We start from the raw sequence: 25,932 nt of genomic DNA on the forward strand, positions 1-25,932 counted from the left end.
TTAATTATTGAGCCCGCAAGCGGGGTGATCGCCGCCCGGGTCGTCTCTATTGAACGCAAAATCCATCGAGCCGCCAATGGCTCAGCGCCTGCCCTGCACCATATTTCGCGCCCGTCGCGGATGGCAAGAAATATAATTCTACTTACTTCGGCCCAAGGTCCAAGGTTGGCCCAAGCCCGGTCCGGGGGCTGCGGCGCTTTTTCCGCGCCGGACCGATACGTCCGGCCTATCCGACCATTGATGACGGCTATTGGACCGCGACACCCAATTCGCACTTAAATGAGCAGGAAGAGCAGCGAGATTCGAGGGTACATCATGACCACGACACCGCACCGCGTCGTCATCGTCGGGGCCGGCTTCGGCGGGCTGGAGACGACCTACCGGCTCGCTGGCGCCCCGGTCGAGATCACGCTGATCGATCGCCGCAACCATCATCTGTTCCAGCCGCTGCTCTACCAGGTTGCGACCGCCTCGCTCGCGACCAGCGAGATCGCCTGGCCGATCCGCCATCTCATGCGCGACCGGCGCGAGGTGACGACGCTGTTTGCGACTGTCAGCGGCGTCGATGCGGCAAGGCGCTGCGTCCTGATCGACGACGGCAGCGAGGTGCCCTACGACACGCTGGTGCTGGCGACCGGTGCGCGTCACGCCTATTTCGGCCATGACGAGTGGGAGCAATGGGCGCCGGGCCTGAAGACGCTGGAGGATGGCACCACCTTGCGCCGTCATATCCTGGTGGCGTTCGAGCGCGCCGAGCGCGAGACCGATCCGGCGAAGCGCGCGGCGCGGCTGACCTTCGTCATCGTCGGTGCCGGCCCGACCGGCGTCGAGCTCGCCGGCACGATCGCCGAGATGGCGCATCACACTCTGCCCGGCGATTTCCGCAACATCGACACCACCAAGGCGCGCGTGGTGCTGATCGAGGCGGGGCCGCGCGTGCTCGCGGGCTTTGCCGACGATCTCTCGGCCTATGCGCAGGCCTCGCTGGAGAAGATCGGCGTCGAGGTCGTGCTCGGGCAGGCCGTGACCGAGATCAACCGCGAGGGTGTGGTGTTCGGCGGCAGGCTGCTCGAGGCAAAAACACGTATCTGGGCCGCCGGTGTGCGCGCCTCGCCCGCCGCCGAATGGCTGGACGCACCCAGCGATCGCGCCGGACGCGTGCAGGTCGAGGCCGACCTGACCATTCCCGGTCATCCCGAGATCTTCGCGATCGGCGACACCGTCAGCATCAACGCCTGGGACGGCAAGCCGGTGCCGGGCATCGCGCCGGCTGCCAAGCAGCAGGGAAAGCACGTCGCCGAGACCATCAAGGCCCGGCTGCGCGGTGCTGCGACCGGCCCATTCCGTTACAAGCACGCCGGCAGCCTCGCCCAGATCGGCAAGCGGCTCGCCGTCATCGATTTCGGCCGCTTCAAGCTGCGCGGCACCATCGCATGGTGGATCTGGGGCATCGCCCACATCTACTTCCTGATCGGCCTCCGCCACCGCCTCAGCGTCGCCTTGAGCTGGCTCTGGATCTACGCGCGCGATCAGCGCGCGGCGCGGTTGATCACACAGGGAAGCAGCAAGGTGGTGTAGTGCTCTTCCTTCTCCCCTTGCGGGAGAAGGTGGCGCGAAGCGCCGGATGAGGGGTATGTCTCCACTCGCGAGATCGTCCGTGAGGAGAGAACCCTCACCCGGCTTCGCTTCGCGAAGCCACCCTCTCCCGCAAGGGGAGAGGGCGCAGCGACGCTTGCCGCAACAGCGGCAGCTACTTCACCAGCTCGCACCCGCCCTCCGCCAGCGGCCTGAACGCCTGCTCCGCGGGGATCGTCGAGACCAGCTTGTAATAATCATACGGATATTTCGACTCCTCCGGCTTCTTCACCTCGAACAGGTACATCGGGTGCACGACGCGGCCGTCCTGGCGGATGGCGGTGTCGCCGAAGAGCTTGTCCTTGCCCTTGAATTTCTTCATCTCGGGCACGACGTTCTTGGCGTTGTCACTGCCGGTGGCGGCGACCGCGTTCAGATAAGCGAGCGTGGAGGCGTAGACGCCCGCCTGGTTGCCGCTCGGCATCTTGCCGTTCATGCCGGGCCGGGCGGCGAACCGCTTGGCGAACGCGCGGGTGTCGTCGTTCATGTCCCAGTAGAAGGCTTCCATGAGCTGGAGCCCCTGCGCGACCTTGATGCCCATGCCGTGGACGTCGTTGATGAAGAGCAGGAAGGCGACGAGCTTCTGCCCGCTCTGCTGGATCCCGAACTCGGCGGCCTGCTTCACGGCGTTGATGGTGTCGCCGCCGGCGTTGGCGAGTCCGATCACCTGCGCTTTCGAGCTCTGCGCCTGCAACAGGAAGGAGGCGAAGTCGGAAGTGCCGAGCGGATGCTTCGATGAGCCCAGCACCCTGCCGCCGTGCCCTTCGATGTGCTTCTGCGCCTCCGCCTCGATGCCCTTGCCCAGCGCGTAATCGACCGTGAGGAAATACCAATCCTTGCCGCCGCGCGACATCATCGCGGCTGCGGTGGTGTTGCCGGTTGCCCAGGCGTCGTTGACCCACTGGATGGTGTTGGGCGAGCAAGCCTTGCCGGTGAGATCCGAGCTCGCGGTCGAGGAGGCCAGAAAGGTCATGCGGCCGTCGCGCAGCAGCGCGTTGATGGACAGGCCGACCGCCGAATTCGGCACGTCGACGATGGCGTCGACGCCCTCGACGTCGAGCCATTTGCGCGCGATGGCGTTGCCGACATCGGCCTTGTTCTGGTGATCGGCATAGACGATCTCGACCTTGATACCTTTGCCGCCGCCATTGAAGTCCTCCGCCGCCATGCGCGCGGCTTCCACCGAGCCCATGCCGTTGGTGTCCTGGAAGATGCCGGAGATGTCGTTGAGCACGCCGACGCGCACGACATTGTCGGATATCTCGGCGCTTGCCGCGCCGCTCGCCAGGCTCGCCGCCAGTGCGAACGCCCATTTCAGATGCTTCATCGTTCCCTCCCGTGTTGTATGTGTTGTTTGCGTCGCCGGCGGCGTCAGGCCGGCGTGATGGTCACCGGCAGGCTGTCGAGCCCGCGCAGCGTGTTGTTGAAGCGGCGCCTCGGCTCGCCGGCGATCTCGATGCTGGCAACACGGCGAGCCAGCGCCGAGAGCATCGTCTCCCCTTCGAGCCGCGCCACGAGCTGGCCCACGCACATGTGGATGCCGGAGCCGTAGCCGACATGGCCGGAGGTGCGGCGGCCGATGTCGTAGCTGTCGGGCTCGTCCCAGCGCCGCGGATCGCGATTGGCGGCGGCAAGGAACATGAGCACCTTCTCGCCCTCGCCGATGGTCGCACCGGAGAGCTCGACTTCGCGGGTGGTGGTGCGGAAAAACGTCTGCACCGGGCTCTCGAAGCGCACCGCCTCCTCGAAGGCATTGCGCGCAAGGGTGAGATCGCCGCGCAGGCGCTGCCACTGGTCGGGAAAACGCGCCAGGCAATAAACGGCGGCGCCGATGCCGTTGACGGTGGTATCGAGGCCGGCGGAGAGCAGCGAGCGGACCAGAAGCGGCGCTTCGGTCGCGGTGATCGCGCCCTCGTCGACATGGGCGTGAATGCAGGCGCCGATGCCGCCGGGCGTGAGATTTTCGCGCTGACACTGCGCGGTGACGTAAGCCTGATGGGGCGCCGAGCGCTCGATCGATTCCTGGCGCAATTGGTTGGGCGGCCCGAACGCGTTGAAGACGACGCTCGCGTAGGGGATCAGATGTTCGCGGCCCTCCGGCTTCAGCCCGAGCGCGTCCGGGAAGATCGAGAGCGGATAGGCTTCCGCCAGATCAGCGATCGCGTCGAAGCTGCGTTTCTCCAGCAATTCGTCGACCCGCTGCTCGGCCGCTGCGGCGAAGCGGTCACGGAGCCCCTTCATCACCGTCGGCGACAGCACCTTCGACAGCACGGCGCGGGTGCGGGTGTGCGCGGGCGGATCGGCTTCGAGGATCAGGCTCGGCGGTCGCCACGGCGTCTCCTTCTTGAAGTCGGACAGGCCGACCCCGCGGCTGGAGCAGAAGGTCGCGGGATCGTTCAGCACCGCATGGACCTCGGCATAGCGGGCCACGCCATAGACGTTCCACTTGTCGAGATAGACCACTGGCCCGGCCTCACGCAGCCGCTGATGCGTGGGGTAGGGATCGGCAAAAAACTTCATGTCGAAGGGATCGACGTCGAGATGCGGAACGGCCGCAGAGCCAGTCGATACAGGGGAGTCGGATGCGGTCATGGTAGACCTCCCTCATTTTGATCTTGTGAAAGAGCGGCGCATGCCCTTAGGTCAACCGGCCCGCCGCGAGATAGAATCCCGATATGCCCGCGCCATCGACCAGAATCCGCCAAAAGCCTGCGCTCAACGAGGCGGGACCGACGCTCGACCTCGACCGTTACGTTCCGGCGTTCGTCACCTTCATCGCCAACAAGCTCTCGAACAGCGCGACCGCGTTCTATCAGCGGCAGTTCGGCGTCAACGTCACGGAATGGCGGATCATGTCGCTGCTGGCGATCGAGCCCGGCATTCCGGCCTCGCGCATCTGCCACGTCATCGGCTTCGACAAGGGACCAGTGAGCCGGACGCTGGCGGGGCTCGAGAAGCGCGGGCTGGTGTCGATCCGCACCGATCCGAACGACGGCCGCACCCATTCGATTTCGCTGACGGCGAAGGGCCGCGCGACCCACGACAAGGTCATCGTCGCGGCGCTCGAGCGCGAGCGGCGGCTGTTGTCCTGCCTCAGCAAGGACGAGCGTGAGGTGTTGATCGATCTCTTGCGCCGGCTCCACGAAAACCTCGGCGCGGTCACCGGCGGCGCTGAGCCCTGACGAGCCGCGCGCCGGGCGCCACCTTCCATCACATCCAGGCATGCGCCGGCGTTTGCCGGCGGCACCGTGCGGGCCGAGCATCGTTTCCTCCAGAGAAGTCGCGGCGGTTCGCCCGCCGTCGTCCTTGTCCGGAACGGTTCGCACAAATTAGTTGCTTAAGCAACAAAAGAATCGGCAAGATAATGCGGCAGGGCTGTTGGCCTACTTCGAACATTGCGGCGTCATGAAAGCGAGATGAGCTACGCGCCCTCTTTTGCGGCGGCTTCGTCAGCTCAGGCGCTGCAACCGATCCATTCGCCCGACGCGTCGTCGTTCAGCCGCGCCACCGCGTCCGCTCGCCGCGTCAGCACGGCGCGCTGGTTGATGTAGCCCTTGTCGGTGATCTCGCCGCCGTCGACCGAGGGCGGCTCGGCGAGGAGCAGCGCGCGCGTGGCGTGACCGGAGGAGTGGGGGCCCTGCTGCTTGAGTTTCGCCAGGCCCTGCGCGATTGCGGTCCTGACCTTGTCATGCGCCAGCACCTCGTTCACACCTGCCGTCTCGGACAGACCGGCGTGGACACGGCAGGCGACAACATTGGGAAACACCAGAAAGCGCACCTCGTCACCGCCATGACCCGACACGACGATGTCCTGCGCCAGCGGCGAGAGCGCGGCAATGCCGGCAACGCGCAGCGTGCCGACGTTGACCCAGGTGCCGGAATTGAGCTTGAAGTCCTCCGCGACGCGGCCGTCGAAGAACAGGCCGCGCTCCGGCCTGCCGTTATCGGCCAGCTTGACCGCGTCACCGATCAGATAAAAGCCCTCCTCGTCGAAAGCCTGCTTCGTCAGCTCCGGCGCTTTCCAATAGCCGGGCGTGACGTTCGGCCCGCGGACGCGCACCTCCAGCTTGTCGCCGGTCGCGACGAGCTTCAATTCGGTGCCGGGGATCGGCACGCCGATATTGCCGGAACGCTCGGCGAGAAAATGGCAATCGGTCGCGAGCGGCGACGTCTCGGTCGAGCCCCAGGCCGAAACCATCGGCAGCGTACGGCCGACGGTTTTGATCGAGAGCTCCTCGAGCGCGTCCCACAGATTCTGCGGCAGCGCGGCGCCGGCATAGAAGGCGAATTTCACCTCGTTGAAGAAGCGGCGGCACAGCTCCTCGTCCCCGCGCAGCGCCGCGATCAGCATGTCGAAGCCGCGCGGCACGTTGAAATAGACCGTCGGCATCACGCTTTTCAGATTGGCCAGCGACGTCGCGAAGAGACCGGGCGCGGGCTTGCCGCCGTCGATATAGAGCGAGCCGCCATTGCGCAGCACGAGATTGAAATTGTGGTTGGCCCCGAAGGTGTGGCTCCAGGGCAGCCAGTCGAGAATGACCAGATCGTCGCGCTCCTGCTCGAGAAATATCCAGGTCTGGGCCTTGGCCTGCTGGCTCGAGGTCAGCATGCGCTGGGTGTTGATGACGGCCTTCGGCGTGCCGGTCGACCCTGACGTGAACAGGAATTTCGCGATCGTGTCCGGCGTCACCGCGGCGAAGGCAGTTGCGACGCCGGGACTCTCTTGCGTTCCCGCTACAGCACGGAAGGCGAGCGCACCGGCGTCGTCCTCGTTGCCGCTGATGATGCGCGCCCGGTGCAGCGGCGCGATCGCCTTCAGCGCCGCCGCAAAGGGTTTTGTCGCAGCGACGTAGATCGCGCCCGGATCGAGCAGCGTGATCATGCTCTTGAGCTTCTCGAAATCCCGGGACATCAGCGAATAGGCCGGCGAGATCGCGGCAGAAGGCACGCCGACATGCTGAGCGGCAAGCGCCAGCAGCGCGTGATCGATGCTGTTGTCGGACAGGATCGCGAGCGGGCGCTCTGCGCTGAGGCCCTGCGCCAAAATCCAGGACGCCGCCGCACGCACCTGGTGCAGCGCCTGCGCATAGGTGGCGGTGGTCCAGGGCGCATCGACATTGCCGCGCTCGGCAAGGAAGATCGCATCCGGGGTTTGCCGCGCCCATTGCTCCAGCCAGTCGCCGACGCAACGCGCGCCTTCACGCAACGGATCGGGCGAGCGCAGCACGATGCTGCCGTCGGCGCGATGCTCTGCGACGGTCCGCGGGCTTGCGAACAGGCCTGCAACGTCACTGCGTGGAGCGACTGTCATGTGTTTCCTCCCTCCGCCCGGATACCGGATCGGCCGCAGCTTCGTTCCAGGCTGCCTTGGCCATAATGTTGGGTATGACAATTGTTGTCGTCAACAACAAACTTTCGCTCAGGCCGCCGAGACGCTAAGGTTGCGCGGCAGGAGACCTTGACGTGACAGCCAGTGCAGCCCGGGCCGATACCCGCCCCTCCCCACGCAAGCGCGCCGGCAATGGCGCGGCGCCCCGCGATATTGCCGATGATGTCGGCCTCGACGCCCTGGTCGGGCACGCCGGCTATGCGGTGCGACGCTTCCAGATCTGGATCTTTCAGGATTTCATCAGGACGCTCGGCGATGTCGACATCCGGCCGACGCAATATTCGGTGCTGACGGTGATCGGGGCCAATCCGGGCCTGTCGCAAATGGCCGTGGCCAAGCGCCTGGGCATCGAGCGCGCCAGGCTGGTGCATCTGCTCGACAGTCTCGAACAGCGCAGGCTGGTCAAGCGGGTCAAGTCGAAGGCGGACCGGCGCTCGCATGCGCTGCATCTCACCGCGCAGGGCGAGACGGCGCTGGCGAAGTTCAAGCGGCTCGCGGCCGAGCACGAGCGGAACGTCGAGGCGAAGATCGGCAAGGAGAACCGGGCCCACCTGCTCCGGATCCTCGCTGGCTTCACCTGACCTCGGCTGCCCATGATTTAGGCATGTGCCCGTCACAGGGCGCCGCCGCGGCCGCCCATCTGCCGGTCGAAATATCTCCCAAGCCACTGATCGCACGATAATATCCGGAGCAATGGTACTGCCCGGATATTGTACACAATGGCACATCGCTTGCTTCACTCCGGCGAAGACAAATTGCCGGAGTTTTGTCGCCATGAGGGCTGAAATGGGGGCCGAGCAGCCTGAAACGATCGCCGCGATTGTAGCCGCGCATCGCGCGGGGACGCTGACGCCGGCGCAGACGATCGCGCGGACCTATCAGCGCATCCGCGACCGCAACGATCCTGCCATCTTCATCAGCCTGCGCGAGGAGACGGACGCGATCGCGGAAGCCGAGACGCTTGCCGCGCGCGCGGAGGCCGCCGACCTGCCGCTCTACGGCGTGCCGGTCGCGGTGAAGGACAATATCGACGCGCTGGGCTTTCCGACCACCGCGGCCTGCCCGGCCTTCTCCACCACGCCGGCGCACGATTCGACCGCGGTAGCGCGCCTGCGTGCCGCCGGCGCCATCATCATCGGCAAGACCAATCTCGACCAGTTCGCAACCGGCCTCGTCGGGGTGCGTTCGCCCTACGGCATTCCCAAGAACGCAATTCGCGACGATCTCATTCCCGGCGGGTCGAGTTCGGGCTCCGCGGTCGCCGTCGGCGCCGGCCTCGTGCCGCTGTCGCTCGGCACCGATACCGCAGGCAGCGGCCGCGTGCCGGCCATGCTCAACAACATCGTCGGCCTGAAACCGAGCCTCGGCATGATCTCGAATGCGGGTCTCGTGCCGGCCTGTCGCACGCTCGACTGCATCTCGGTGTTTGCGCTGACGGTGGATGATGCTGCGCTCGCTTTGTCGGTGATGGCGGGGCCGGACCAAGCCGACCCGTTCTCGCGCGACCGGCCGCTTCAGCCGCTCACGCCGTTCCCGGCAGGCTTGCGCCTCGGCGTGCCGCGCAACGGACAGCTGATCTTCTTCGGCGACAAGACATCGGAAGCTGCCTACGCCGATACGCTGAAGCGCTGGACCGCGCTTGGCGCCGAGTTGATCGAGTTCGACCTCGAGCCGTTCTACGAGACGGCGCGGCTGCTCTATGAGGGCCCGTGGGTCGCGGAACGCTATCTCGTGATCAAGGATCTGCTGGCCTCCGCGCCGGATGCGATCCATCCCGTGACGCGCGAGATCACCGCGGCGGGCGCGCGGCTGACGGCGGCAGACACGTTCTCGGCGCTCTACCGCCTGCAGGGCCTGCGAAAGATCGCCGAGCGCACCTTTACCAATATCGACGCGTTAGTGCTGCCGACGGCGCCGACGGCCTATACGACGGCGCAGGTGCTCGCCAACCCGATCGAGCTCAACAGCCGGCTCGGCACCTACACCAATTTCGTCAACCTGCTCGACCTCTGCGGCCTTGCCGTTCCGGCCTCGATGCGCGCCGACGGCATTCCGTTCGGCGTCACGCTGCTCGCGCCGGCAGGCCGCGACGGGCTGCTCGCCAGCATCGGCCGCGTCTTCCATGCCGATACGAAGCTGAGTCTCGGCGCAAAGAGCGTAGCGCAAGCACCGCTCGCACCCTTGCCGGCGAGCAGCGCCGACGAGATCCCGATCGCCGTGGTCGGCGCGCATCTGTCCGGCATGGTGCTGAACGGCGAGTTGAAAGCGCTGAACGGCCGCCTGATCGAGGCAACCAGAACGGCGCCGGACTACAAGCTCTACGCGCTCAAGACCACGCCGCCAAAGCCGGGCATGCTTCGGGTCGAGGCCGGCAAGGGCGCCGCGATCGAGCTGGAGATCTGGTCGTTGTCGTCGTCCGCCTTCGGCAAGTTCGTCGACGCGATCCCCGCGCCGATGGCGATCGGAACGGTGCGGCTGGCCGACGGCCGCAGCGTGAAGGGGTTTCTGGTCGAGCCGGAAGCGCTGGGCGATGCGCGGGATATCACCGCGTATGGCGGCTGGCGGAAGTATATGGCGGAAGCCGCAACAAAATAGGTCTCGTAGAGCGGGCAAAGCAAGGCGTGCCCACGATCTCGTCCTTCATGAGAAGATCGTGGGCACGGCGCTTTGCGCCTTTGCCCACCCTACGACACTACACCGACACCGCGTAGATTTCGTACTCCCCGCGCACCAGCTCGATATGCGCGCGCATCGCGGCGGCCGCGCCCTGCTTGTCGCCGCGCATGATGGCGACGACGACGCGGTCGTGCTCGGCTTGGGATTTGGCGAGACGTCCGAGGTTGCGGAACTGGGCGCGGCGGAACGGCTGAACGCGCACGCGCGTCGCCAGCGTGATCTCGGCGATATAGCCGTTCTGCGATCCCGCATAGATCGCGTTGTGGAAGCGCTCGTTGACCTCGTGAAAGCGGTCGGGATTGCCGGCGTAGCTCAGCAGCCGCAGCTCCTCGTGGACAGCCTCGAGGCCATGGCGCTCGGCCGCGGACATGCGCTCGGCGGCGAGCCCTGCGCACAGCGCCTCGAGCTCGGCCATCGCCTCGAACATGCCCGTCAGCCGCTCGATCGAGGGCTGCGCCACCACCGCGCCGCGATGGGCGCGCGCTTCGACGAGGCCGCTTGCCACGAGCTGGCGCAGCGCCTCACGTACCGGCGTCCGCGAGACGTTGAAGCGGCGCGCGATGTCGGTCTCGTCCAGCGGCGCGCCGGGGGCCAGGGCGCCGCGCACGATCTCGTCCGCGAGTTGCAGGCGCAGCTCCTCCGCGCGGGTGACCTTCTGCACCGATGCCGAGGGACGATCGACGCGCGGCACGACCGGTTCAGCCGGCGGTGTCCCTCGCGGAAACTCGTCGAGCGTCATGCGGTCTCTTTCGGCTCGTCGATGATGCTGACATGGGCGGCGACGACGCGCCAGCCCTCGGGAAAGCGAATCCAGGTCTGCATCTGCCGGCCGACCTTGCCGGGCGCGGTGTCGCGATAGAACAGCGTGGAAGCAACGGCCGTGTCGCGGCCATAGCTGCTGATTACGGTCTTTGCAGTGCGGCGGTTCAGGCCGACCGGCGATCGGCCGGCGCGGAATCCGCTTATCGCCTCGTAGCCGTAGAGGTTCTCGCCGATGCCGTAGCGCAGCGTGCGGGGATCGTTGCGGAACAGCTCGCCCAGCACCGCGACGTCGTTGCTGACGAGGGCCTGCTCATAACGCTCGAACGCGGCTTTGACTTCCGCGATCACGTCGGGGAGATCGATCTCCATCTCAAATTCCTCTTAAAGTCCCCTTGGAGCAGGCGCGTATGCCACGCCCATCTTTTCCAATGCGTGCGCGACACGAAGCGCGATGTCCTCGCGCCAGGGCGCGGCGATGATCTGCACGCCGATCGGCAGCGGCTCGAGCGGCACCGGCACCGCGACCACCGGCAATCCGATGAAGGAGATCGGCTGGGTGTGGACGCCGATATTGGCGCGTACCGGAAGCTCGACGCCGTCGAGATTGAAATTCACCTGGCCGAGTTTCGGCGCGGTGCAGGGCGTCGCGGGCGCCAGCAGCACGTCGACGGACTTGAAGATCTCGGCAAGCTGCGCGCGGTACCAACGGCGGAATTTTTGCGCGCGGTCGACCATGGGCGCAGGCACCATCGCGCCTGCAATCAGCCGGTCGCGCACGGCCGGATCGAAATCGTGCGGGCGCTTGCGCAGGCGATCGAGGTGGAGCGAAGCGCCTTCGGTCGTGGTGATGACATAGGCCGCCGCGCGGGCGCGCGCGGCTTCGGGGATATCCACGACTTGCGTTGCGCCAAGCGCCTTGGCAACGCGGCCGACGGCCTCGACGGCTTCCGGGAACACGTTCTTCTGGAAATATCCGCCCGCGATCGCGATCCGCAGGTCCGAGACCGGATTGGCGAGCAGCGGCAGCGTCGGCTCCAGCCCGCGCGTCGTGCAGGCGCTGTCCTCCGCATCCGGGCCCTGCATCACATCGTAGGCAAGCGCGAGATCGGTGACCGAGCGCGCGAACGGGCCGAGATGATCGAGGCTCGCGACGAACGGAAAGGAACGCGCCCGAGTGAGCCGGCCATAGGTCGGCTTCAAACCGAAGATGCCGCAGAAGGAGGACGGCACGCGGATCGAACCGTTGGTGTCCGAGCCCAGCGCGATCGGCACCAGCGCGCCGCCGACGGCGCTGCCCGAACCACCGGAGGAACCGCCGGTCATCCGCGTCGTATCATGCGGATTGCGCGAGGGACCGTCATGGACGTTCTCGCCGGTGAAGTCGTAGGCGTATTCGCCCATGTTGAGCGCGCCGACCAGAACGGCGCCGGCGGCTTCCATCCGCTCGATCAGCGTGGCGTCACGTTTGGCCGGCGCGAGGTCGCGGTTGATCTTCGAGCCCGCACGTGTGGGCAGGCCCGCGACATCGAACAGGTTCTTCACCGCGAAAGGTACGCCGGCGAGCGGGCCGATTTCCTTTCCGGCTGCGATGTCGGCGTCGATCGCGCGCGCCTTGGCGCGGGCGCGATCGGCGGTGACGTCAGTGAAGGAATTGAGAATGGTGTCGTGCTGCTTGATGCGCGAAAGCGCGGCTTCGGTGGCATCGAGCGCGGACATTTTGCGGGCCGCGACCGCGCTTGCGATTCCCGAGGCCGTTTCTGGCTTGGTGGTCATGGCAGCATCAGACCGTGAAGATCGGCGCCGGCTCGGTCTCGTCCGGCAGCGCGAATTCGTCGACGAGGCGGGAAAGGCGCAGCGACACGTCGAGATTCGCACGCACCGCGGGCCTCCAGGCCTCCTCGACCGGCAGCGCCAGCGCTTTGGATACGGCGTCGATATAGTCGTCCAGGGGTTCGGCCATCACTCTCTCAAGCTGATCTCAGTGCACCGGCAACGGCGGATGCGGGATCGCCGTCAGCAGTTCCTTGGTGTAGTCGTCCTGGGGATCGCCGAGCACCTGCTCGGAAGAGCCCTCCTCGACGATCCGTCCCGTCCGCATCACAATGACACGATCGCACAACAAGCGCACCACATTCAAATCATGCGAGACGAACAGATAGCTCATACCCAGCCGCTGCTTCAGATCCTGAAGCAGATTGAGCACCACGGCCTGCACCGAGACGTCCAGCGCCGCCGTCGGCTCGTCCAGGATGACGAGCTTCGGATGCAGCGCGATGGCGCGGGCGATGCCGACGCGGGCCTTCTGGCCGCCTGAGAGCTGATGCGGGAAGCGGTCGAGCAGGTTGTGCGGCAGGCCGACCATGGTCGCCAGTTCCTCGCAGCGGGCTCGGAGTGCGTCGCGTCCCCTGACATCACCCAGCTGCATGATGGGGTCGGCGATGGCGCGCGCGGCCGTGAAGCGCGGGTTGAGGCTGTCGGTCGGGTCCTGGAACACCATCTGGATGCGGCTGCGCTGCGGCATCCGGGCGAAGGCGGCAGGCGAGACGCCGCCGATGTCCTCGCCGTCGAACTGGATCAGGCCGGAGTTCTGGTCCAGGAGGCGCATCACCATCATCGACGTCGTCGATTTGCCGCAGCCGGATTCGCCGACGAGCCCGACGCTCTCGCCATGGCTGATCGAGAAGCTGATGCCGTCGACGGCGCGGAACACGTCCGGCTCCACCGGCGGCTTGCGGCCGAACAGTTTTCCGAGCACGGCGGTGGCGCCCTGGCGGGGGTATTCCTTGACGAGCTTGTCGACGAGGAGAAGGGGCTGCGCGCTCTTCTCATCGCTTTGCGCGACGCGCTGGTCGGGCGAACCGACGACGGATGCGGATGAGGTTGCTCCCTCCTCCTCCGGCAGCAGATCCCGCAAGCTCACGCCAAGCCGCGGCGTCGCGCGCATCAGCTTCTTGGTGTAGGGGTGCTGCGGGTTCGCGAAGATGTCGGCGGCCTTGGCGGTCTCGACGACGCGGCCCTTCTCCATCACCACGACGCGGTCGCAATAGGCCGCGGCAAGGCCGAGATCGTGGGTGATCAGGATGGTCGACATCGCGCGGCGCTTGGTCAGCTCGACGATCAGATCCATCACCGCCTTCTGCGTGGTGACGTCGAGGCCGGTGGTCGGCTCGTCCGCGATCAGCAGCTGTGGATTGCAGGCGAGCGCGAGCGCAATGACGACGCGCTGGCACATGCCGCCCGAGAGCTCGAACGGATAGGCGTGGTAGCGCTCGCGCGGGCGAGCGATCTTGACCTGCTCCAGCGCCTCGATCGCCTTCTCGCCGTGATCGGCCACCTGGGCCTGCTGCACATGGGTGCGCAGCACGTCCTCGATCTGGTCGCCGACTTTGCGGATCGGGTTGAGCGCGGCGCGCGGGTTCTGGAAGATCATCGAGACCTCCCGCCCGCGCAGGTCCCGCATCTGGTCCTCGGTCGCGGCCTTGACGTCGATGCCGGAGAACATCACCGAGCCCTCGGCGATCCGCCCGGCACGGTCGAGGATGCGCATCACCGCGTAGGACGTCACCGACTTGCCGGAGCCGGACTCGCCGACGATGGCGAGCGTCTCGCCCTTGGCGACGGAGATGTTGACGTGCTGCACCGCCTTGACGATGCCGCGGCGGGTGGTGAATTCGACGGTGAGGTCCTGAACGTCGAGCAGGGGCTGGGCGGTCATCTGGGCCTACGAAGCAAAAAACGCGAAAACAACCCCATGCACAGTAGAATGGCATTGGAATCGCTGGGGAATTTTGAGCGGAAATTTGCCATCACGTCCTCCTTTGCGGATCGACGATGTCGCGCAGGCCGTCGCCGAGGAGGTTGAAGCAGAACACGGCGATCATCAGGGCAAGGCCGGGGAAGAGTGCAATCCACCATTCGCCCGACACCATGAAGCCGGCACCCTCGGCGACCATGATGCCCCATTCGGCGGTGGGCGGGCGGACACCGAGGCCGATGAAGGACAGGCCGGCGGCGTTGAGGATGGCGTAGCCCATGGTCAGCGACATCTGCACGATCATGATCGGCATGATGTTGGGCAGGATGTGCACCAGCAGGATGCGGAACTCGCCGTTGCCCGACAGACGCGCGGCCTGCACGAAGCCGGCATTGCGGCGGACATTGGCCTCGGCACGAGCGACGCGGGCATAGAGCGGGAAGTTCACGATGGCGGTGGCCAGAATGATGTTCTGCACGGTGTTGCCGAGGGCGGCGACGATGCCCATGGCCAGCACGAACAGCGGAAAGGCCATGATCGTGTCGGCGATGCGGCCGACGATGCGGTCGGTCCAGCCGCCGAAATAACCCGCGGCAATGCCGGCCAGCCCGCCCATCAGGAACACCAGCGCGACCGAGGCGATCGCGATGAAGACGTCGAGCCGGGTCGCGACGATGACGCGGCTGAAGATGTCGCGCCCGAGCTGGTCGGTGCCGAACCAATGCGCCGCCGAGGGCGGCTTCAGCGCCGCAGCGGTGTCGGAAGCCAGCGGATCATACGGCACCACATAGGGGCCGAAGATCGCGGCGATGAGGATCAGGATCAGCAGCGCGAAGGCAAAGCCCGTGACCTTGTTCTCGCCGAGCACGTAGCGGGTTTGTTCGAGAACGGCAGCGAGTCCCGACGTGCGGGCGGGACCGACGGGTTCAACAGCAGGCGCAACGGAGCTCATAGTCTAGCCCTCCAACCTGACGCGGGGATCGATCACGCCGTACAAAATGTCGATGATCAGATTGAGCAGCACGTACATGACCGCCATGGTCAGCACGAAACCCTGCACCGGCGCGAAGTCCGACGAGATCAGCGCTTCCACCGCGTAGGAGCCGATGCCGGGCCAGGCGAACACTTTTTCGACCAGCACGTTGGCGCCGAGCAGGAACGAGAACACCATGCTGAGCGTGGTGATGACGGGAAGCATGGCGTTGCGGAAGGCATAGGTGACGATGACGGTTGCCGGCGACAGGCCGCTGGCGCGCGCGGTGCGGACGAATTCTGAAGCCAGCACCGCGAGCATCGAGGCACGGGTCATGCGCGCGATCGGCGCCAGCGAGAAGATCGCGAGCGTCGTCGCGGGGAGGATCAATTGGCTCAGCGCGGAGCGGAACGCCTCGAGATCGCGCGCGATCAGGGTGTCGATCAGATAGAAGCCTGTGACCGTCGGCGGCGCGCTGTAGAACACGTCGAGACGGCCGAGGGGCGCGGGCGACCAGCCGAGGCGGAAATAGAACACGTAGACCAGCACGAGGCCGGTGAAGAACACCGGCAGCGAGACTCCCGCCGTTGTCGTGATGCGACAGAGATGGTCGATCCATGATCCCGGCCGCGTCGCAGCTAACACGCCGAGCGGAATCGCGATCACGACGGACACGACGAGGCCCAGCAGCGTCAACTCGGCGGAGGCCGGCAGACGGTTGCGGATTTCGGCTGCAACCGGCTGACCCGTGGTGAGCGAGTTGCCGAAATCGCCATGGGCGAGGTCGTTGGTGTAGCGGAAGAACTGCTCGATCAGCGGCCTGTCGAGGCCGAGCTTCTTGCGGATCTGCTCGACGGCTTCTTTCGTTGCGGCGGGACCGGCGAAATAGGCGGCGGGATCACCGGGCAGCGCCCGCGTCAGCAGGAAGGTGACGATGACGACGCCGATCAGCGAGGGGATCGCGAACATCAGGCGCTTGCCGATCATGGTCAGCATGGGGTGCTCCTGATGTGCTCAGCTTGACAGCGAGATCGAGCCACTTGCTCCGCTGCGTTCCCTCCCCCCTTGCGGGGGAGGGCCAGGGAGAGGGGTGCCACACGGTGACCCATGGTGTGACGAAGAACAGGCCGCGCGCGACAATGAACACCATTGCTTGGGCTACCCCTCTCCCCAACCCTCCCCCGCAAGGGGGGAGGGAGCCTGAAGAGTGTGCTCACCTCACGTGAAGGGACAGCCAGCACCGCGGGCCCCATGACGTCTCACCCCTTCGCCATCGCGCGATAATCCAGCCTCCGGTGGAACCAGTATTGGTAGCCGCTGACGTTCTTCTGCATCGCGACGTTGACGAAGGGCTGGTACAGCGGGATGCGCGGCACGTCGGTGAAGGCGAGATCGACGAAGCCTTTCACGTCCTTGTCGTAGGTCGCCGTGTCGCCGGTCGCGGCGGCCGTGCGCGCGCCGTCGATCAGCTTGTCCATCTCCGCCGACTTGTAGCTCATGGTGTTGAAGACGGAATTGTTGCCGTGATAGCACCAGTAGAAGAAGTATTCGGGGTAATCGAGCCAACCCGAGAACACGTTGGTGAAGAGCGGCATCTCCTTCTTGTTCAACTCGGTGCGCCAATTGGCGCCGGGCACCTTGTTGATGGTGGTCTTGATGCCGATCTGAGCCAGGCTCTCCTGCACCAGCACGCAGAGCGGCTCGTTGACGCCAGCGAAATTGAGATCGAACGAGATCGTCGTCTCGAAGCCGTTGGCATAGCCGGCTTCCGCCAAGAGCGCCTTCGCCTTCTCCATGTCGGTGTTGTATTTGTGCGGCTGCGGCCAGGCGACTTCGGTGGCCTTGTCCTTGGCCGCACCGAACATCGGGTTGGCGAGCCCGAACAGCACCGCGTCCATGATCTTCTGGTACGGCAGTGCATAGGCGACGGCCTGCCGCACCTTCGGATTGTCGAACGGCGGCTTGGTCACGTTCATGCCGATATACTGGATGCCGTTGGAGAACGGCAGCGAGACCACATTGAGCTTGCCGTTCGCCTTCATCTCCTGGAAATCCTTGAACGGCAGCTCATAGGAGATGTCGGCATCGCCGCGCTCCAGCAGCGCACGACGATTGCCGGCCTGCGGCACCATGCGCCAGATCACGCGCTTGATCTTCGGCAGCGGGCCGCAGACCCAGTCGTCGTTGCGCTCCATGACAACTTCAGTGCCGGCGGTCCATTTCGTCACCTTGTAGGCGCCGGAGCCCGCGGTCTGCTGCTTGGTGAATTCGAGACCCCAGGGGTCCTTCTCGCTGGCGTTCTTCTTCACGAGCTCGGAGTTGACGATGCAGGGCACGATCACGGCGAGATCGGGGATCGTGAGCCTGTCCTTCTTCAGGAAGTCGACCCGCACCGTGTGGTCGTCGATCACGACGAACTGCTCCGGCTTGGTCAGCGAGCCCGCGCTCATCTGGAAGGTCGGGAAGCCGCCGACGCTCACGGCGCGGTCGAGCGACCATTTCACGTCCTTGGCAGTGACAGGCGTGCCGTCGTGGAATTTGGCGTTCTTGCGCAGCTTGAAGGTGACCGACATGTCGTCGATCTTGAAGTCCTCGGCGAGCTCGCCCTTGAACTTGTCGCGGTCGTAATAGGGCACCCCGCCGGGGCCGCTCTTCATCTCGTGGCTGATGAGCCGGTCGTAGCAGTTCCAGGACACCTCATAGCCGGGCACGTTGGTGCCGATGCCGTGGATGTCAAGATTGTTGGGGCCGCCTTCCGAGACGATCAGCAGCGTCTCCGAACGGGCGTCGGCATAGGCGGAGGAGACGACGCTCGGCATGGCCGGAAGCGCCGCTCCGGCGGCCAATCCGGAAACGGACTTGAGGAAATCGCGGCGCTTCATGAAATGGCTCCAACACAAAAGTTTCTGGTTGGAACTGGATTCGCAAGGTTCGTGCCAAGGCTTAATGGGCGTTTACGATCGAGCTAAGCAGCTTGAAACAAAACAAAAATATCGATCCTGGCTCGCGCGCGGCCTCTGCAGCGGCCCGAAGCATTGCATACAAAGATGCGCATTTGCATATTTATTGAGCATAAACGACTGGCCGCCTGCCTCGCGAGCAGAGCCGTCATTCCGGCGCATGCGCAGCATCGAGCCCGGAATCCATCGGGTGGCAACAGGCGCCGGAGAATGGGTTCTCAGGTGCGCAATTGCGCACCATAGTTCGACGCTGCGCAGCGCCCTGGAATGACGGAGAGAGGCTGAGCGCGAGCATCAGCCCGGCCAGATCAGGTCCTGCAGCTCAATGAGATCGGTCGCCTTGTCCTGCCAGCCCTCGATGCAGATATGGCTGTTGAGATCGCTAGCCCGGTGCAGCAGCATCAGGGCCATCAGGCGGCGCTTGAGCGTGTAGTCGAGGGTCGCATAGCCGAAGCCTTCCAGCAGGCTGCGCACCCTCCCCGGCCGGCCTGCCGCCATGAAGGCGCTGGGGCCGAGCAAGTCGTAATCACGCCAACCCGCGAGCACGTCGCCGAAATCGAACAAGCCGGCGAGCGACCATTGGCCGTCCTCGCATGCGAGCAGGAAGTTTTCAGGAATGTATTCGCCGACCAGAATCACCGGCGGCGCATCCATCGGAATGAGCTTTGCCGCGTCGCGCAGGAGATCGTCAAGGCCTCTAAGGAATTTCGGCGCAAGGCCAAGACGCTCGTGCCTGGCGCGGCACCCCTGCATCTGCCGGCGCATGAAGTCCTCCCAGCGCGGCTCGATTGTCGCAAGCGGCCCAAGCGGGGCGCGCTGCACGGCGGCGATGGTCTCGCCGATCCGGCGCAGCAGGCGCTCCTTCTGGTCTTCCGGCAAGGACGGCCACACTTCCGAGCCGAGCGTGCCGGCAAGGCGCGTGATGATCAGGTATGGCCAGCCGTCGCGCGTCCCTTCGGCGACGATCTCGGGAATCGGCAGATCGACATGGCCGTTCAGCTGCGCCAGCGAGCCACGGTCGGAGACGAACTGCGCTGCGAGCTGCGGCGGAAAGATTTTCAGGATCAGCTTGTCGCCGAGACCGGCCACCAGATTGGTGCCGGTCGCAAACACGTGAAGCGAGCCGACATCGAGACCGTGGCTGCGCGCGATGTCGAGCGCGATCGGCAGCCAGCGCGGCGCATCGGAACGGAAGGCGCGGAAGCTCTCGGCGTCGGGAAGGTATGGCAGTGTCATCCAAATACGCTCGAGTTCGTCATGCCCGGGCTTGTCCCGGGCATCCACGTTCTTCGGCTGCGGCAAGGCATGGATGGCCGGGACACGCCAGGCCATGACGCTGTCGAGAGACCTCGCGCGCCACCCCTACCGCTCCGGACTGGCCCGCTCGAACTGGCGGAGGATCTTGTTGCCGCGCTCGACGGCGGAATCCAGCGCGGCTTGCGCGCTCTTGTGGCCGGCAAAGGCCTGCTCCAGCTCGTCCTCGATGGCGCCGCGGATTAGCACGAAGGAGCCGAGCCGGATGCCCTTCGAATTCTCCGTCGGCGGATTGAGCGTGATCTCCTCGAACGAGATCGCCGAGCCCGGGTTGCGCTCGTAAAATCCTTGCGACCGCGTCAGCTCGAAGGCGGCACGGGTGACAGGCAGATAGCCGGTGTTCTGGTGCCAGGCGGCCTGCACGCCGGGCTGCGACAGATAGGAAAAGAACCGCGCCACGCCCTTGTATTCCTCGCGCGGGCGGTCGCGCAGCACCCACAGCGTGGCGCCGCCGATGATCGAGTTCTGCGGCGCGCCCTTCATGTCCGGCCAGTACGGCATCATGCCGTAGCCGATCTCGAACTTCGAATTCGCCCTGATGTCGGCACGCGTCGCCGAGGAGCCGATGAAGATGCCGCACTCGCCCTTCTGGAAGCGCGGCTCGGCCGACTGGCCGCGACCGCTATAGTCGAACAGCCTGGTCTTCTGCCACTCGCTGAGCGCTGCGATGTGATGCACCAGCGACGGATTGTTGATGGTCAATTCCGCATCCAGCCCGGCAAAGCCGTTGGCCCGGCTCGCCAACGGCAGATTGTGGAAGGCGGAGAAATTCTCGACATGGATCCAGGATGGCCAGGAGGTGGTGAAGCCGCAAGCAGCGCCGCGGTCGCGCAAGCGCTTTGCAGCGAGCCCCAATTCCGGCCAGGTCTTCGGCGGCGCCTCCGGATCGAGCCCGGCATCGCGGAACATGGTCTTGTTGTAATAGAGGATCGGCGTCGAGGAATTGAACGGGAACGACAGCAGATTGCCCGCTGCATCGGTGTAGTAGCCGGAGACCGCAGGCAGGTAATCGCCCAGCGAGAACGGCTCGCCCTGGTCCCGCATCAGGCTGAACACCGGATAGATCGCGCCCTTGGCCGCGGTCATGGTGGCGGTGGCGACCTCGTTGACCTGGACGATGGCGGGCTGGCTGCGCGAGCGGAAGGCGAAGATCGCGGCGGTCACCGTCTCGGTGTAATTGCCCTTGTAAGCAGGCACGATGCGGTAATCGGACTGCGAGGCGTTGAAATCCGAGGCCAGTTTCTCGAGCTGCCGCCCGAGCTCGCCGGACATGGCGTGCCACCACGCGATCTCGGTGGCCGCCTGCGCTTTCGAGATGAATGCGAGAGCCGCGACGGTGGCGACGACAGGCAAAAGGCGCAATGCTGAAATCACGATGGCTCTTCCCGTGTCGCGCGACGAAAGACGGCTGTTCTGCTTAAGGCGCCCCCTTTGCGGTTTCAACCGGGAATGCGCGCCGACCGCGCCGCACAATCGCCACCGCGGCGCCAGCGGGATGGCCTTCCCCCGCCCAGCTGCCAGCGCCCCGTTCCGATCGGAAACGGGTCTCCAGATTCTTAATTTGACGCGTTTTCCCGACGCGAACCGGTATCCACTTCGCTTGAAAACGCTCTAGATTGCATTGAACCTTTTGCTCCCGCCATAGACTCCACCACTGAGGGGTTGAGTGTGCCAGTGCTGAGCCGTGCCGAACTCTCGCGGACCGGGGTGATCTTCGTCGCGCTTCTGCTTGCCGTCTGGACGACGGGCGCCGGCGCGCGCGAATTTCGCGCCGCCGATACCCAGACCGCGGATTATCCGACCGTCCAGGCGCTACGCTACATGGGCGCCCTGATCGCCGAGCGCACCAGCGGCCGGCACGAGATCAAGGTGTTCCACTCCCGCCAGCTCGGTGAGGAAAAGGAGACCATCGAGCAGACCCGGGCCGGTGCGATCGACCTCAACCGGACCAACGTGGCGCTGATCGGCAATTTCGTCCCGGCGATGAACGTGCTGGCAATGCCGTTCCTGTTCCGGTCCATCGAGCACATGCAGAAGGTGCTGGACGGGCCGATCGGCAGCGAAATCCTCGGCAGTTTCGAGCCTTATGGCTTCATCGGGCTCGCCTTTTACGATTCCGGGGCGCGGTCGATCTACAATGGTGTCCGCCCGGTCAGGAACGTCGCGGACCTCAAGGGATTGCGGATCCGGGTGCAGCAGTCGGAGTTGATGAGCCAGATGATCCGTTCGCTCGGCGCCGAACCGGTCGAGCTGCCCTACGGGCAGGTGCTCACCGGGCTCACCAATCATTTGATCGACGGCGCCGAAAACAACTGGCCATCCTTCGTGACGACGGACCATTACAAGCATGCCGGCCATTACACGCTTACCGAGCACACGATGAGCCCCGAAGTGCTGGTGATCTCGCTGAAGGCCTGGCAGAGCCTGTCGCCGGACGACCAGAATATCTTCCGGGAGGCCGCGCAACGCTCCAGCCGATTCATGCGCGAGAAATGGCGCGACCTCGAGGAGCAGTCGCAGCGCAAGGCCCAGGAAGCTGGCGTCACCGTCGTCAGGGATATCGACCGCAAGCCGTTCGAGGACGCCATGGCCGCGATCTACGCCAAGGCCGGGCGCGATCCCGCCGCGGCCGCGCTGATCGAACGCATTCGCAAGGTGGAGTAGAGCTTCTTGGCTGGGCTCGGACACAGCGAGACCGCGGAAAGGCCGCCCGGCCCGATCGGGAGGGCGCGCGCGCGCATCGTCGGTGTGCTGCGGGCGGTGCCGATCCGCTGGCGCATTCTGTCGATCGCGGCGCTGAACTCCGCCGTGGTGGTGGTGCTGGTGGCGATGATCTGGAATGGCGCCCAGGTGCTTGGCTCGGCCTGGGACGACGTGCGCCAGGTGCGCGAATCCGACCGAATCCTTGCGCTGCTCGAAAGCGAGACCGGACGCCTGCACAATCTGATCCACCGCTACATCAACCAGCCGAGCCCGGACCTGTTCGCCGAGATCCTGCTGCTGCGCGAAGCGGTGCTGGGCACGCTGTCCAACCGTGCCGCCAAGGACCCGATGCTGTCGGGCTCGGTCGAGGAGCTGGAGCGTACCACCGACCGCTTCCTCAACGGCTTCGGCGAGCTGCGCAGCGTGCAGGCCACCATCGCGAAGACCTATGAGGAGCAGGTGCAGGGCCCGGCCAGGGACATGGCGGGCCTCTACTCCATCATCGAAGGCGCCACCGGCCATCGCGACGCGCTGATCTGGCCTTCGCTCGGAAAATCCCGCGAGGCCTTCACCGCGATGCTGGTGGCGGCCAATTCCTATTATCTCTCGCTGTCACCGGGCGCGGCCGACGACGCGCGGCGCAACACCGAGACGATCGAGAAGACCATCCCCGTGATGATCGACCTCGCCGACAACGACCTGCAGAAGATGGCCTTGCGGCGGCTCGGAGCCCGCACCGCCGCGCTGCGCGAGGGCTTTGCAAAGCTCTCCGAGCAGCTTGCGAGCCGCACCGAACTGCTCCGCAACACCATCGACGCCAGCCAGGCCGAGGCGATCGGCGCCATCGACGATCTCTCGACCAAGATGCGGCAGCGCGAGCAGAAGGCGCAGGAGACGTTCGACCGCACGCTGGCCGCCATTTCCAGGCGGGTGCTGTCGATCGCGGTGGTCTTTCTCGGCATCATCCTCACCGCCGGCGTTCTGATCGCGCTCTCGATCCGGCTGCCGCTGCAGCAGATCATGGCCGCGATGCGCGCGATCACGCTCGGCGACCTCGACCGCGAGGTGCAGGGCACCAAGGCACGTGACGAGGTCGGAGCCATGGCGCGCGCGGTGGAGGTGTTCCGCGAGAACGCGATCGCGAAGCGCCAGACCGAGGACGAGCTGCGCGCGTCCAAGGAGAAGGCCGAGAGCGCGCTGCTCGAACTCAACACCGCGCAGCAGAATCTGATCGACGCCGAACGGCTGGCCGCGCTCGGCGGCCTCGTTGCCGGCGTCGCGCACGAGGTCAACAACCCTATCGGCATCAGCCTGACCGTTGCCTCGAGCTTCGCCCGGCGCACCGAAATCTTCGAAGCCCAGCTCAAGGGCGATGGAGGCCTGCGCCGCTCGCAGCTGGAGGAGTTCGTGCAGTCCTCGCGCGACGCCTCGCAGCAGCTCGTCGCCAATCTCCAGCGCGCCGGCGAATTGATCCAGTCGTTCAAGCAGGTCGCGGTCGACCGCTCCCATGCCGAGCGCCGGCAATTCTCGCTCAGCGAGGCCACCGACCAGATCATTGCAAGCCTGCGGCCGGTGCTGAAGCGCTCGGCGATCGCGCTCCAGGTCGACGTGCCCGAGGGGTTGCTGCTCGACGGCTATCCGGGCTCCTATGGCCAGATCCTGACCAATCTGTTCCTCAACGCCGCCAACCACGCCTTCGGCGACGGGCGGGCCGGTATGATCACGATCTCGGCGCGGCCGCGCGGGGCCGACGACGTCGAGCTCATCTTCACCGATGACGGGGCCGGCATGACCCCCGACGTGCAGCGCCAGGCCTTTGACCCTTTCTTTACCACCCGGCGCAATGAAGGCGGCACGGGACTTGGCCTGCATATCGTCTATAACCTCGTCACCCAGCAGCTCGGCGGGCGGATGATGCTGGAATCCAAGCTGGGACAAGGCACCACTTTTCGCATTATCATGCCCCGGGTCGCCAGGGGCGGCGCGCAAAGCACAGAAAGTGACGGGACTTCTCAATGGCCGAACAGGACGATGTCCTCCACCTGATCGACGATACCGGTACCGCGTCGGAGGATGCCAACGCCCGGAAATGGAAAATCGCCGTCATCGACGACGATCCGGCCGTGCATGACGGCACCCGTTTCGCGTTGTCCGACTACAGCCTCAACGGCCAGGGCCTCGAGATCCTGTCGGCCTATTCCGCGGCGGAAGGCCGCAAGCTGATGGCCGAGCACGGCGACATCGCCGCCGTGCTGCTCGACGTCATCATGGAGACCGACGTCGCCGGCCTCGATCTGGTCGAGTTCATCCGCAACGAGATCCGGAACGAGACCGTGCGCATCATCCTGCGCACCGGACAGCCGGGCCAGGCGCCCGAGCGGCGCGTGATCGTGCAGTACGACATCAACGACTACAAGGCCAAGACCGAGCTCACCGCGGACAAGCTGTTCACCTCGCTGACCGCGGCGCTGCGCTCCTATCAGCAGCTCGAGCGCATGGTGCAGACGCGGCGCGGGCTGGAGATCATCATCGACGCGGCCTCGACGCTCTACGACTTCAAGTCGATGCAGCGGCTCGCCGAGGGCGTGCTGACCCAGCTCGCCTCGCTGCTCAACGTCGATTGCGCCGGTATACTCGTCTTGCGCGACAATGGCGGCATCGACCCCGAGCTCTCGGTGCTCGCCGGCAGCGGCTGCTACAGCCGCTTCATCGGCACCACCACGTCGAAGGCGCTCGATCCCGATCTGCGCTCGATGGTGGAGGCCGCGTTCCAGCGCCGCAAGAACGAATTCGCCGACCATCGCAGCGTGATCTATCTGCGCACCGGAAGCGGCCGCGAGGTCGTGGTGCTGCTGCAGGCCGAACGCGAGCTGTCGGAGACCGACCGTTCCCTGGTCGAGATCTTCTCTTCGAGGCTCTCGATCGCCTTCGACAACGTCATCCTCTATCAGCAGCTCCAGGACGCCAACACGCAGCTGGAGGACCGCGTCGCCCAGCGCACCCGCGCCCTGATGCAGGCCAACCGCCGCCTGTCGGCGCAATGGCTGCGCCTGCAGCGGGCCAACGGCTTCAAGAACGAGATTTTGGGCACCGTCGCGCACGATCTGAAGAATCCGCTCGGCGTCATCCTCGGCCGCACCGAGATGCTGAAGGAGCTGATTTCGACCGGCGCCTCGGAAAGCGGCGTGGTCGCCCAGGTCGACCACATCCGCGACGCCACCAAGCGGCTGACCACGATGGTCGATCACCTGATCTCGGACGCGATGGCGGATGCCTTCGACATCACCATCCGCCGCGAGCCGGTCGACGTCGCGGCGCTGGTCAAGGAGGTCGCCGAGGCCAACCAGCCGCTCGCCGTCAACAAGCAGCAGGCGATCAGCGTCGCCGCGCCGGCCAATATCGTCACCATGTGCGACACCGACCGCATCCGCGAGGCGATCGACAATCTGATCAGCAACGCCATCAAATACTCGCCGATCGGCGGCAAGATCGACGTCGTGGTCAGCCACGAGAGCGGCGACACCGTCGTCCGCGTCAGCGACGAGGGCGCCGGCCTGTCCCCGGAGGATCTCGGCCGCCTGTTCGGCCGGTTCCAGCGGCTGTCGGCCAAACCGACCGCCGGCGAGAGCTCGACGGGACTTGGCCTGTCCATCGTCAAGCGTATCGTCGACATGCACGGCGGCGAGGTGACCGCCGACAGCGACGGGCCCGGCAAGGGCTCGACCTTCACCATCACCCTCCCCGCGACCGAAATGCCGTGATCCAG

At 65.6% G+C, this 25,932-nt stretch carries 20 protein-coding genes; 7 read left to right on the forward strand and 13 right to left on the reverse strand.

Annotated elements, in window-relative coordinates:
• Nucleotides 1-315: 315 nt before the first annotated feature.
• Nucleotides 316-1,578: an NAD(P)/FAD-dependent oxidoreductase gene (locus tag ACFDR6_RS04275; protein ID WP_317241498.1), complete on the forward strand. Its 1,263-nt coding sequence runs from the start codon at nt 316-318 to the stop codon at nt 1,576-1,578.
• A 172-nt stretch (nt 1,579-1,750) separates the two neighbouring features.
• On the opposite strand, the gene ACFDR6_RS04280 is transcribed toward ACFDR6_RS04275, so the two are convergent.
• A complete protein-coding gene (locus tag ACFDR6_RS04280) occupies nt 1,751-2,962 on the reverse strand; it encodes an ABC transporter substrate-binding protein (RefSeq protein WP_375857506.1) in 1,212 nt (403 codons plus the stop codon).
• A gap of 44 nt (nt 2,963-3,006) precedes the next feature.
• Nucleotides 3,007-4,227 carry a cytochrome P450 gene (locus ACFDR6_RS04285; RefSeq protein WP_375857507.1) on the reverse strand — a complete coding sequence of 407 codons (1,221 nt, stop codon included), beginning with the start codon at nt 4,225-4,227 and terminating at the stop codon, nt 3,007-3,009.
• A gap of 83 nt (nt 4,228-4,310) precedes the next feature.
• On the opposite strand from ACFDR6_RS04285, the gene ACFDR6_RS04290 reads away from it, so the two are divergent.
• Nucleotides 4,311-4,817 carry a MarR family winged helix-turn-helix transcriptional regulator gene (locus tag ACFDR6_RS04290; protein ID WP_375857509.1) on the forward strand — a complete coding sequence of 169 codons (507 nt, stop codon included), beginning with the start codon at nt 4,311-4,313 and terminating at the stop codon, nt 4,815-4,817.
• Nucleotides 4,818-5,089: 272 nt separating this feature from the next.
• Here ACFDR6_RS04290 and ACFDR6_RS04295 read toward each other — a convergent pair whose 3' ends face one another.
• A complete protein-coding gene (locus tag ACFDR6_RS04295; protein ID WP_375857510.1) occupies nt 5,090-6,946 on the reverse strand; it encodes a feruloyl-CoA synthase in 1,857 nt (618 codons plus the stop codon).
• Between the two features lie 152 nt (nt 6,947-7,098).
• Here ACFDR6_RS04295 and ACFDR6_RS04300 point away from each other — a divergent pair, with 152 nt between their 5' ends.
• The gene (locus ACFDR6_RS04300; protein WP_212083978.1) at nt 7,099-7,605 is read left to right on the forward strand and encodes a MarR family winged helix-turn-helix transcriptional regulator; all 507 of its coding nucleotides are present in this window, start codon (nt 7,099-7,101) and stop codon (nt 7,603-7,605) included.
• Between the two features lie 205 nt (nt 7,606-7,810).
• Complete coding sequence (atzF, locus tag ACFDR6_RS04305; protein ID WP_434056900.1) at nt 7,811-9,619, forward strand: allophanate hydrolase; 1,809 nt, start codon at nt 7,811-7,813, stop codon at nt 9,617-9,619.
• Nucleotides 9,620-9,716: 97 nt separating this feature from the next.
• On the opposite strand, the gene ACFDR6_RS04310 is transcribed toward atzF, so the two are convergent.
• The 10 genes from ACFDR6_RS04310 to ugpB all read right to left on the reverse strand — a co-directional run bounded on the left by ACFDR6_RS04310 (nt 9,717) and on the right by ugpB (nt 20,834).
• Nucleotides 9,717-10,439, reverse strand: coding sequence for a GntR family transcriptional regulator (locus ACFDR6_RS04310; protein WP_375857513.1), 723 nt, complete (start codon nt 10,437-10,439; stop codon nt 9,717-9,719).
• Complete coding sequence (gene hpxZ / locus ACFDR6_RS04315; RefSeq protein WP_375857514.1) at nt 10,436-10,831, reverse strand: oxalurate catabolism protein HpxZ; 396 nt, start codon at nt 10,829-10,831, stop codon at nt 10,436-10,438. The genes ACFDR6_RS04310 and hpxZ overlap by 4 nt, the downstream gene beginning before the upstream one ends.
• 12 nt (nt 10,832-10,843) lie before the next feature.
• Nucleotides 10,844-12,235 (reverse strand): AtzE family amidohydrolase, encoded by a 1,392-nt coding sequence (locus ACFDR6_RS04320; RefSeq protein ID WP_375857516.1) that lies wholly within the window; start codon nt 12,233-12,235, stop codon nt 10,844-10,846.
• 7 nt (nt 12,236-12,242) lie between these two features.
• Nucleotides 12,243-12,422: a DUF4089 domain-containing protein gene (locus tag ACFDR6_RS04325; RefSeq protein ID WP_212083970.1), complete on the reverse strand. Its 180-nt coding sequence runs from the start codon at nt 12,420-12,422 to the stop codon at nt 12,243-12,245.
• Between the two features lie 18 nt (nt 12,423-12,440).
• On the reverse strand, nt 12,441-14,177 hold the full coding sequence (locus ACFDR6_RS04330; RefSeq protein WP_375857518.1) for a dipeptide ABC transporter ATP-binding protein: 1,737 nt from the start codon (nt 14,175-14,177) through the stop codon (nt 12,441-12,443).
• Between the two features lie 91 nt (nt 14,178-14,268).
• Entirely contained in the window at nt 14,269-15,168 is a 900-nt protein-coding gene (locus tag ACFDR6_RS04335) for an ABC transporter permease (RefSeq protein ID WP_375857520.1), read from the reverse strand.
• 3 nt (nt 15,169-15,171) lie between these two features.
• The gene (locus tag ACFDR6_RS04340) at nt 15,172-16,185 is read right to left on the reverse strand and encodes an ABC transporter permease (protein WP_212083964.1); all 1,014 of its coding nucleotides are present in this window, start codon (nt 16,183-16,185) and stop codon (nt 15,172-15,174) included.
• 263 nt (nt 16,186-16,448) lie between these two features.
• Entirely contained in the window at nt 16,449-18,071 is a 1,623-nt protein-coding gene (locus ACFDR6_RS04345) for an ABC transporter substrate-binding protein (RefSeq protein ID WP_212083962.1), read from the reverse strand.
• 372 nt (nt 18,072-18,443) lie between these two features.
• Nucleotides 18,444-19,385 carry an aminoglycoside phosphotransferase family protein gene (locus tag ACFDR6_RS04350; RefSeq protein ID WP_375857914.1) on the reverse strand — a complete coding sequence of 314 codons (942 nt, stop codon included), beginning with the start codon at nt 19,383-19,385 and terminating at the stop codon, nt 18,444-18,446.
• Between the two features lie 126 nt (nt 19,386-19,511).
• Nucleotides 19,512-20,834: a sn-glycerol-3-phosphate ABC transporter substrate-binding protein UgpB gene (ugpB, locus tag ACFDR6_RS04355; protein WP_375857915.1), complete on the reverse strand. Its 1,323-nt coding sequence runs from the start codon at nt 20,832-20,834 to the stop codon at nt 19,512-19,514.
• 297 nt (nt 20,835-21,131) lie between these two features.
• Between ugpB and ACFDR6_RS04360 the strand changes: the two genes are divergently transcribed.
• Genes ACFDR6_RS04360 through ACFDR6_RS04370 form a run of 3 tightly spaced genes read left to right on the forward strand, consistent with a single transcriptional unit; the run spans nt 21,132 to nt 25,927 of the window.
• Nucleotides 21,132-22,127: a TRAP transporter substrate-binding protein gene (locus ACFDR6_RS04360; RefSeq protein WP_375857521.1), complete on the forward strand. Its 996-nt coding sequence runs from the start codon at nt 21,132-21,134 to the stop codon at nt 22,125-22,127.
• Nucleotides 22,128-22,133: 6 nt separating this feature from the next.
• On the forward strand, nt 22,134-24,212 hold the full coding sequence (locus tag ACFDR6_RS04365) for a sensor histidine kinase (protein ID WP_249153206.1): 2,079 nt from the start codon (nt 22,134-22,136) through the stop codon (nt 24,210-24,212).
• Nucleotides 24,182-25,927: an ATP-binding response regulator gene (locus ACFDR6_RS04370; protein ID WP_212083954.1), complete on the forward strand. Its 1,746-nt coding sequence runs from the start codon at nt 24,182-24,184 to the stop codon at nt 25,925-25,927. The genes ACFDR6_RS04365 and ACFDR6_RS04370 overlap by 31 nt, the downstream gene beginning before the upstream one ends.
• Nucleotides 25,928-25,932: the final 5 nt, after the last annotated feature.

This window comes from Bradyrhizobium tunisiense, from assembly GCF_042263385.1.
Lineage (GTDB): Bacteria > Pseudomonadota > Alphaproteobacteria > Rhizobiales > Xanthobacteraceae > Bradyrhizobium > Bradyrhizobium tunisiense.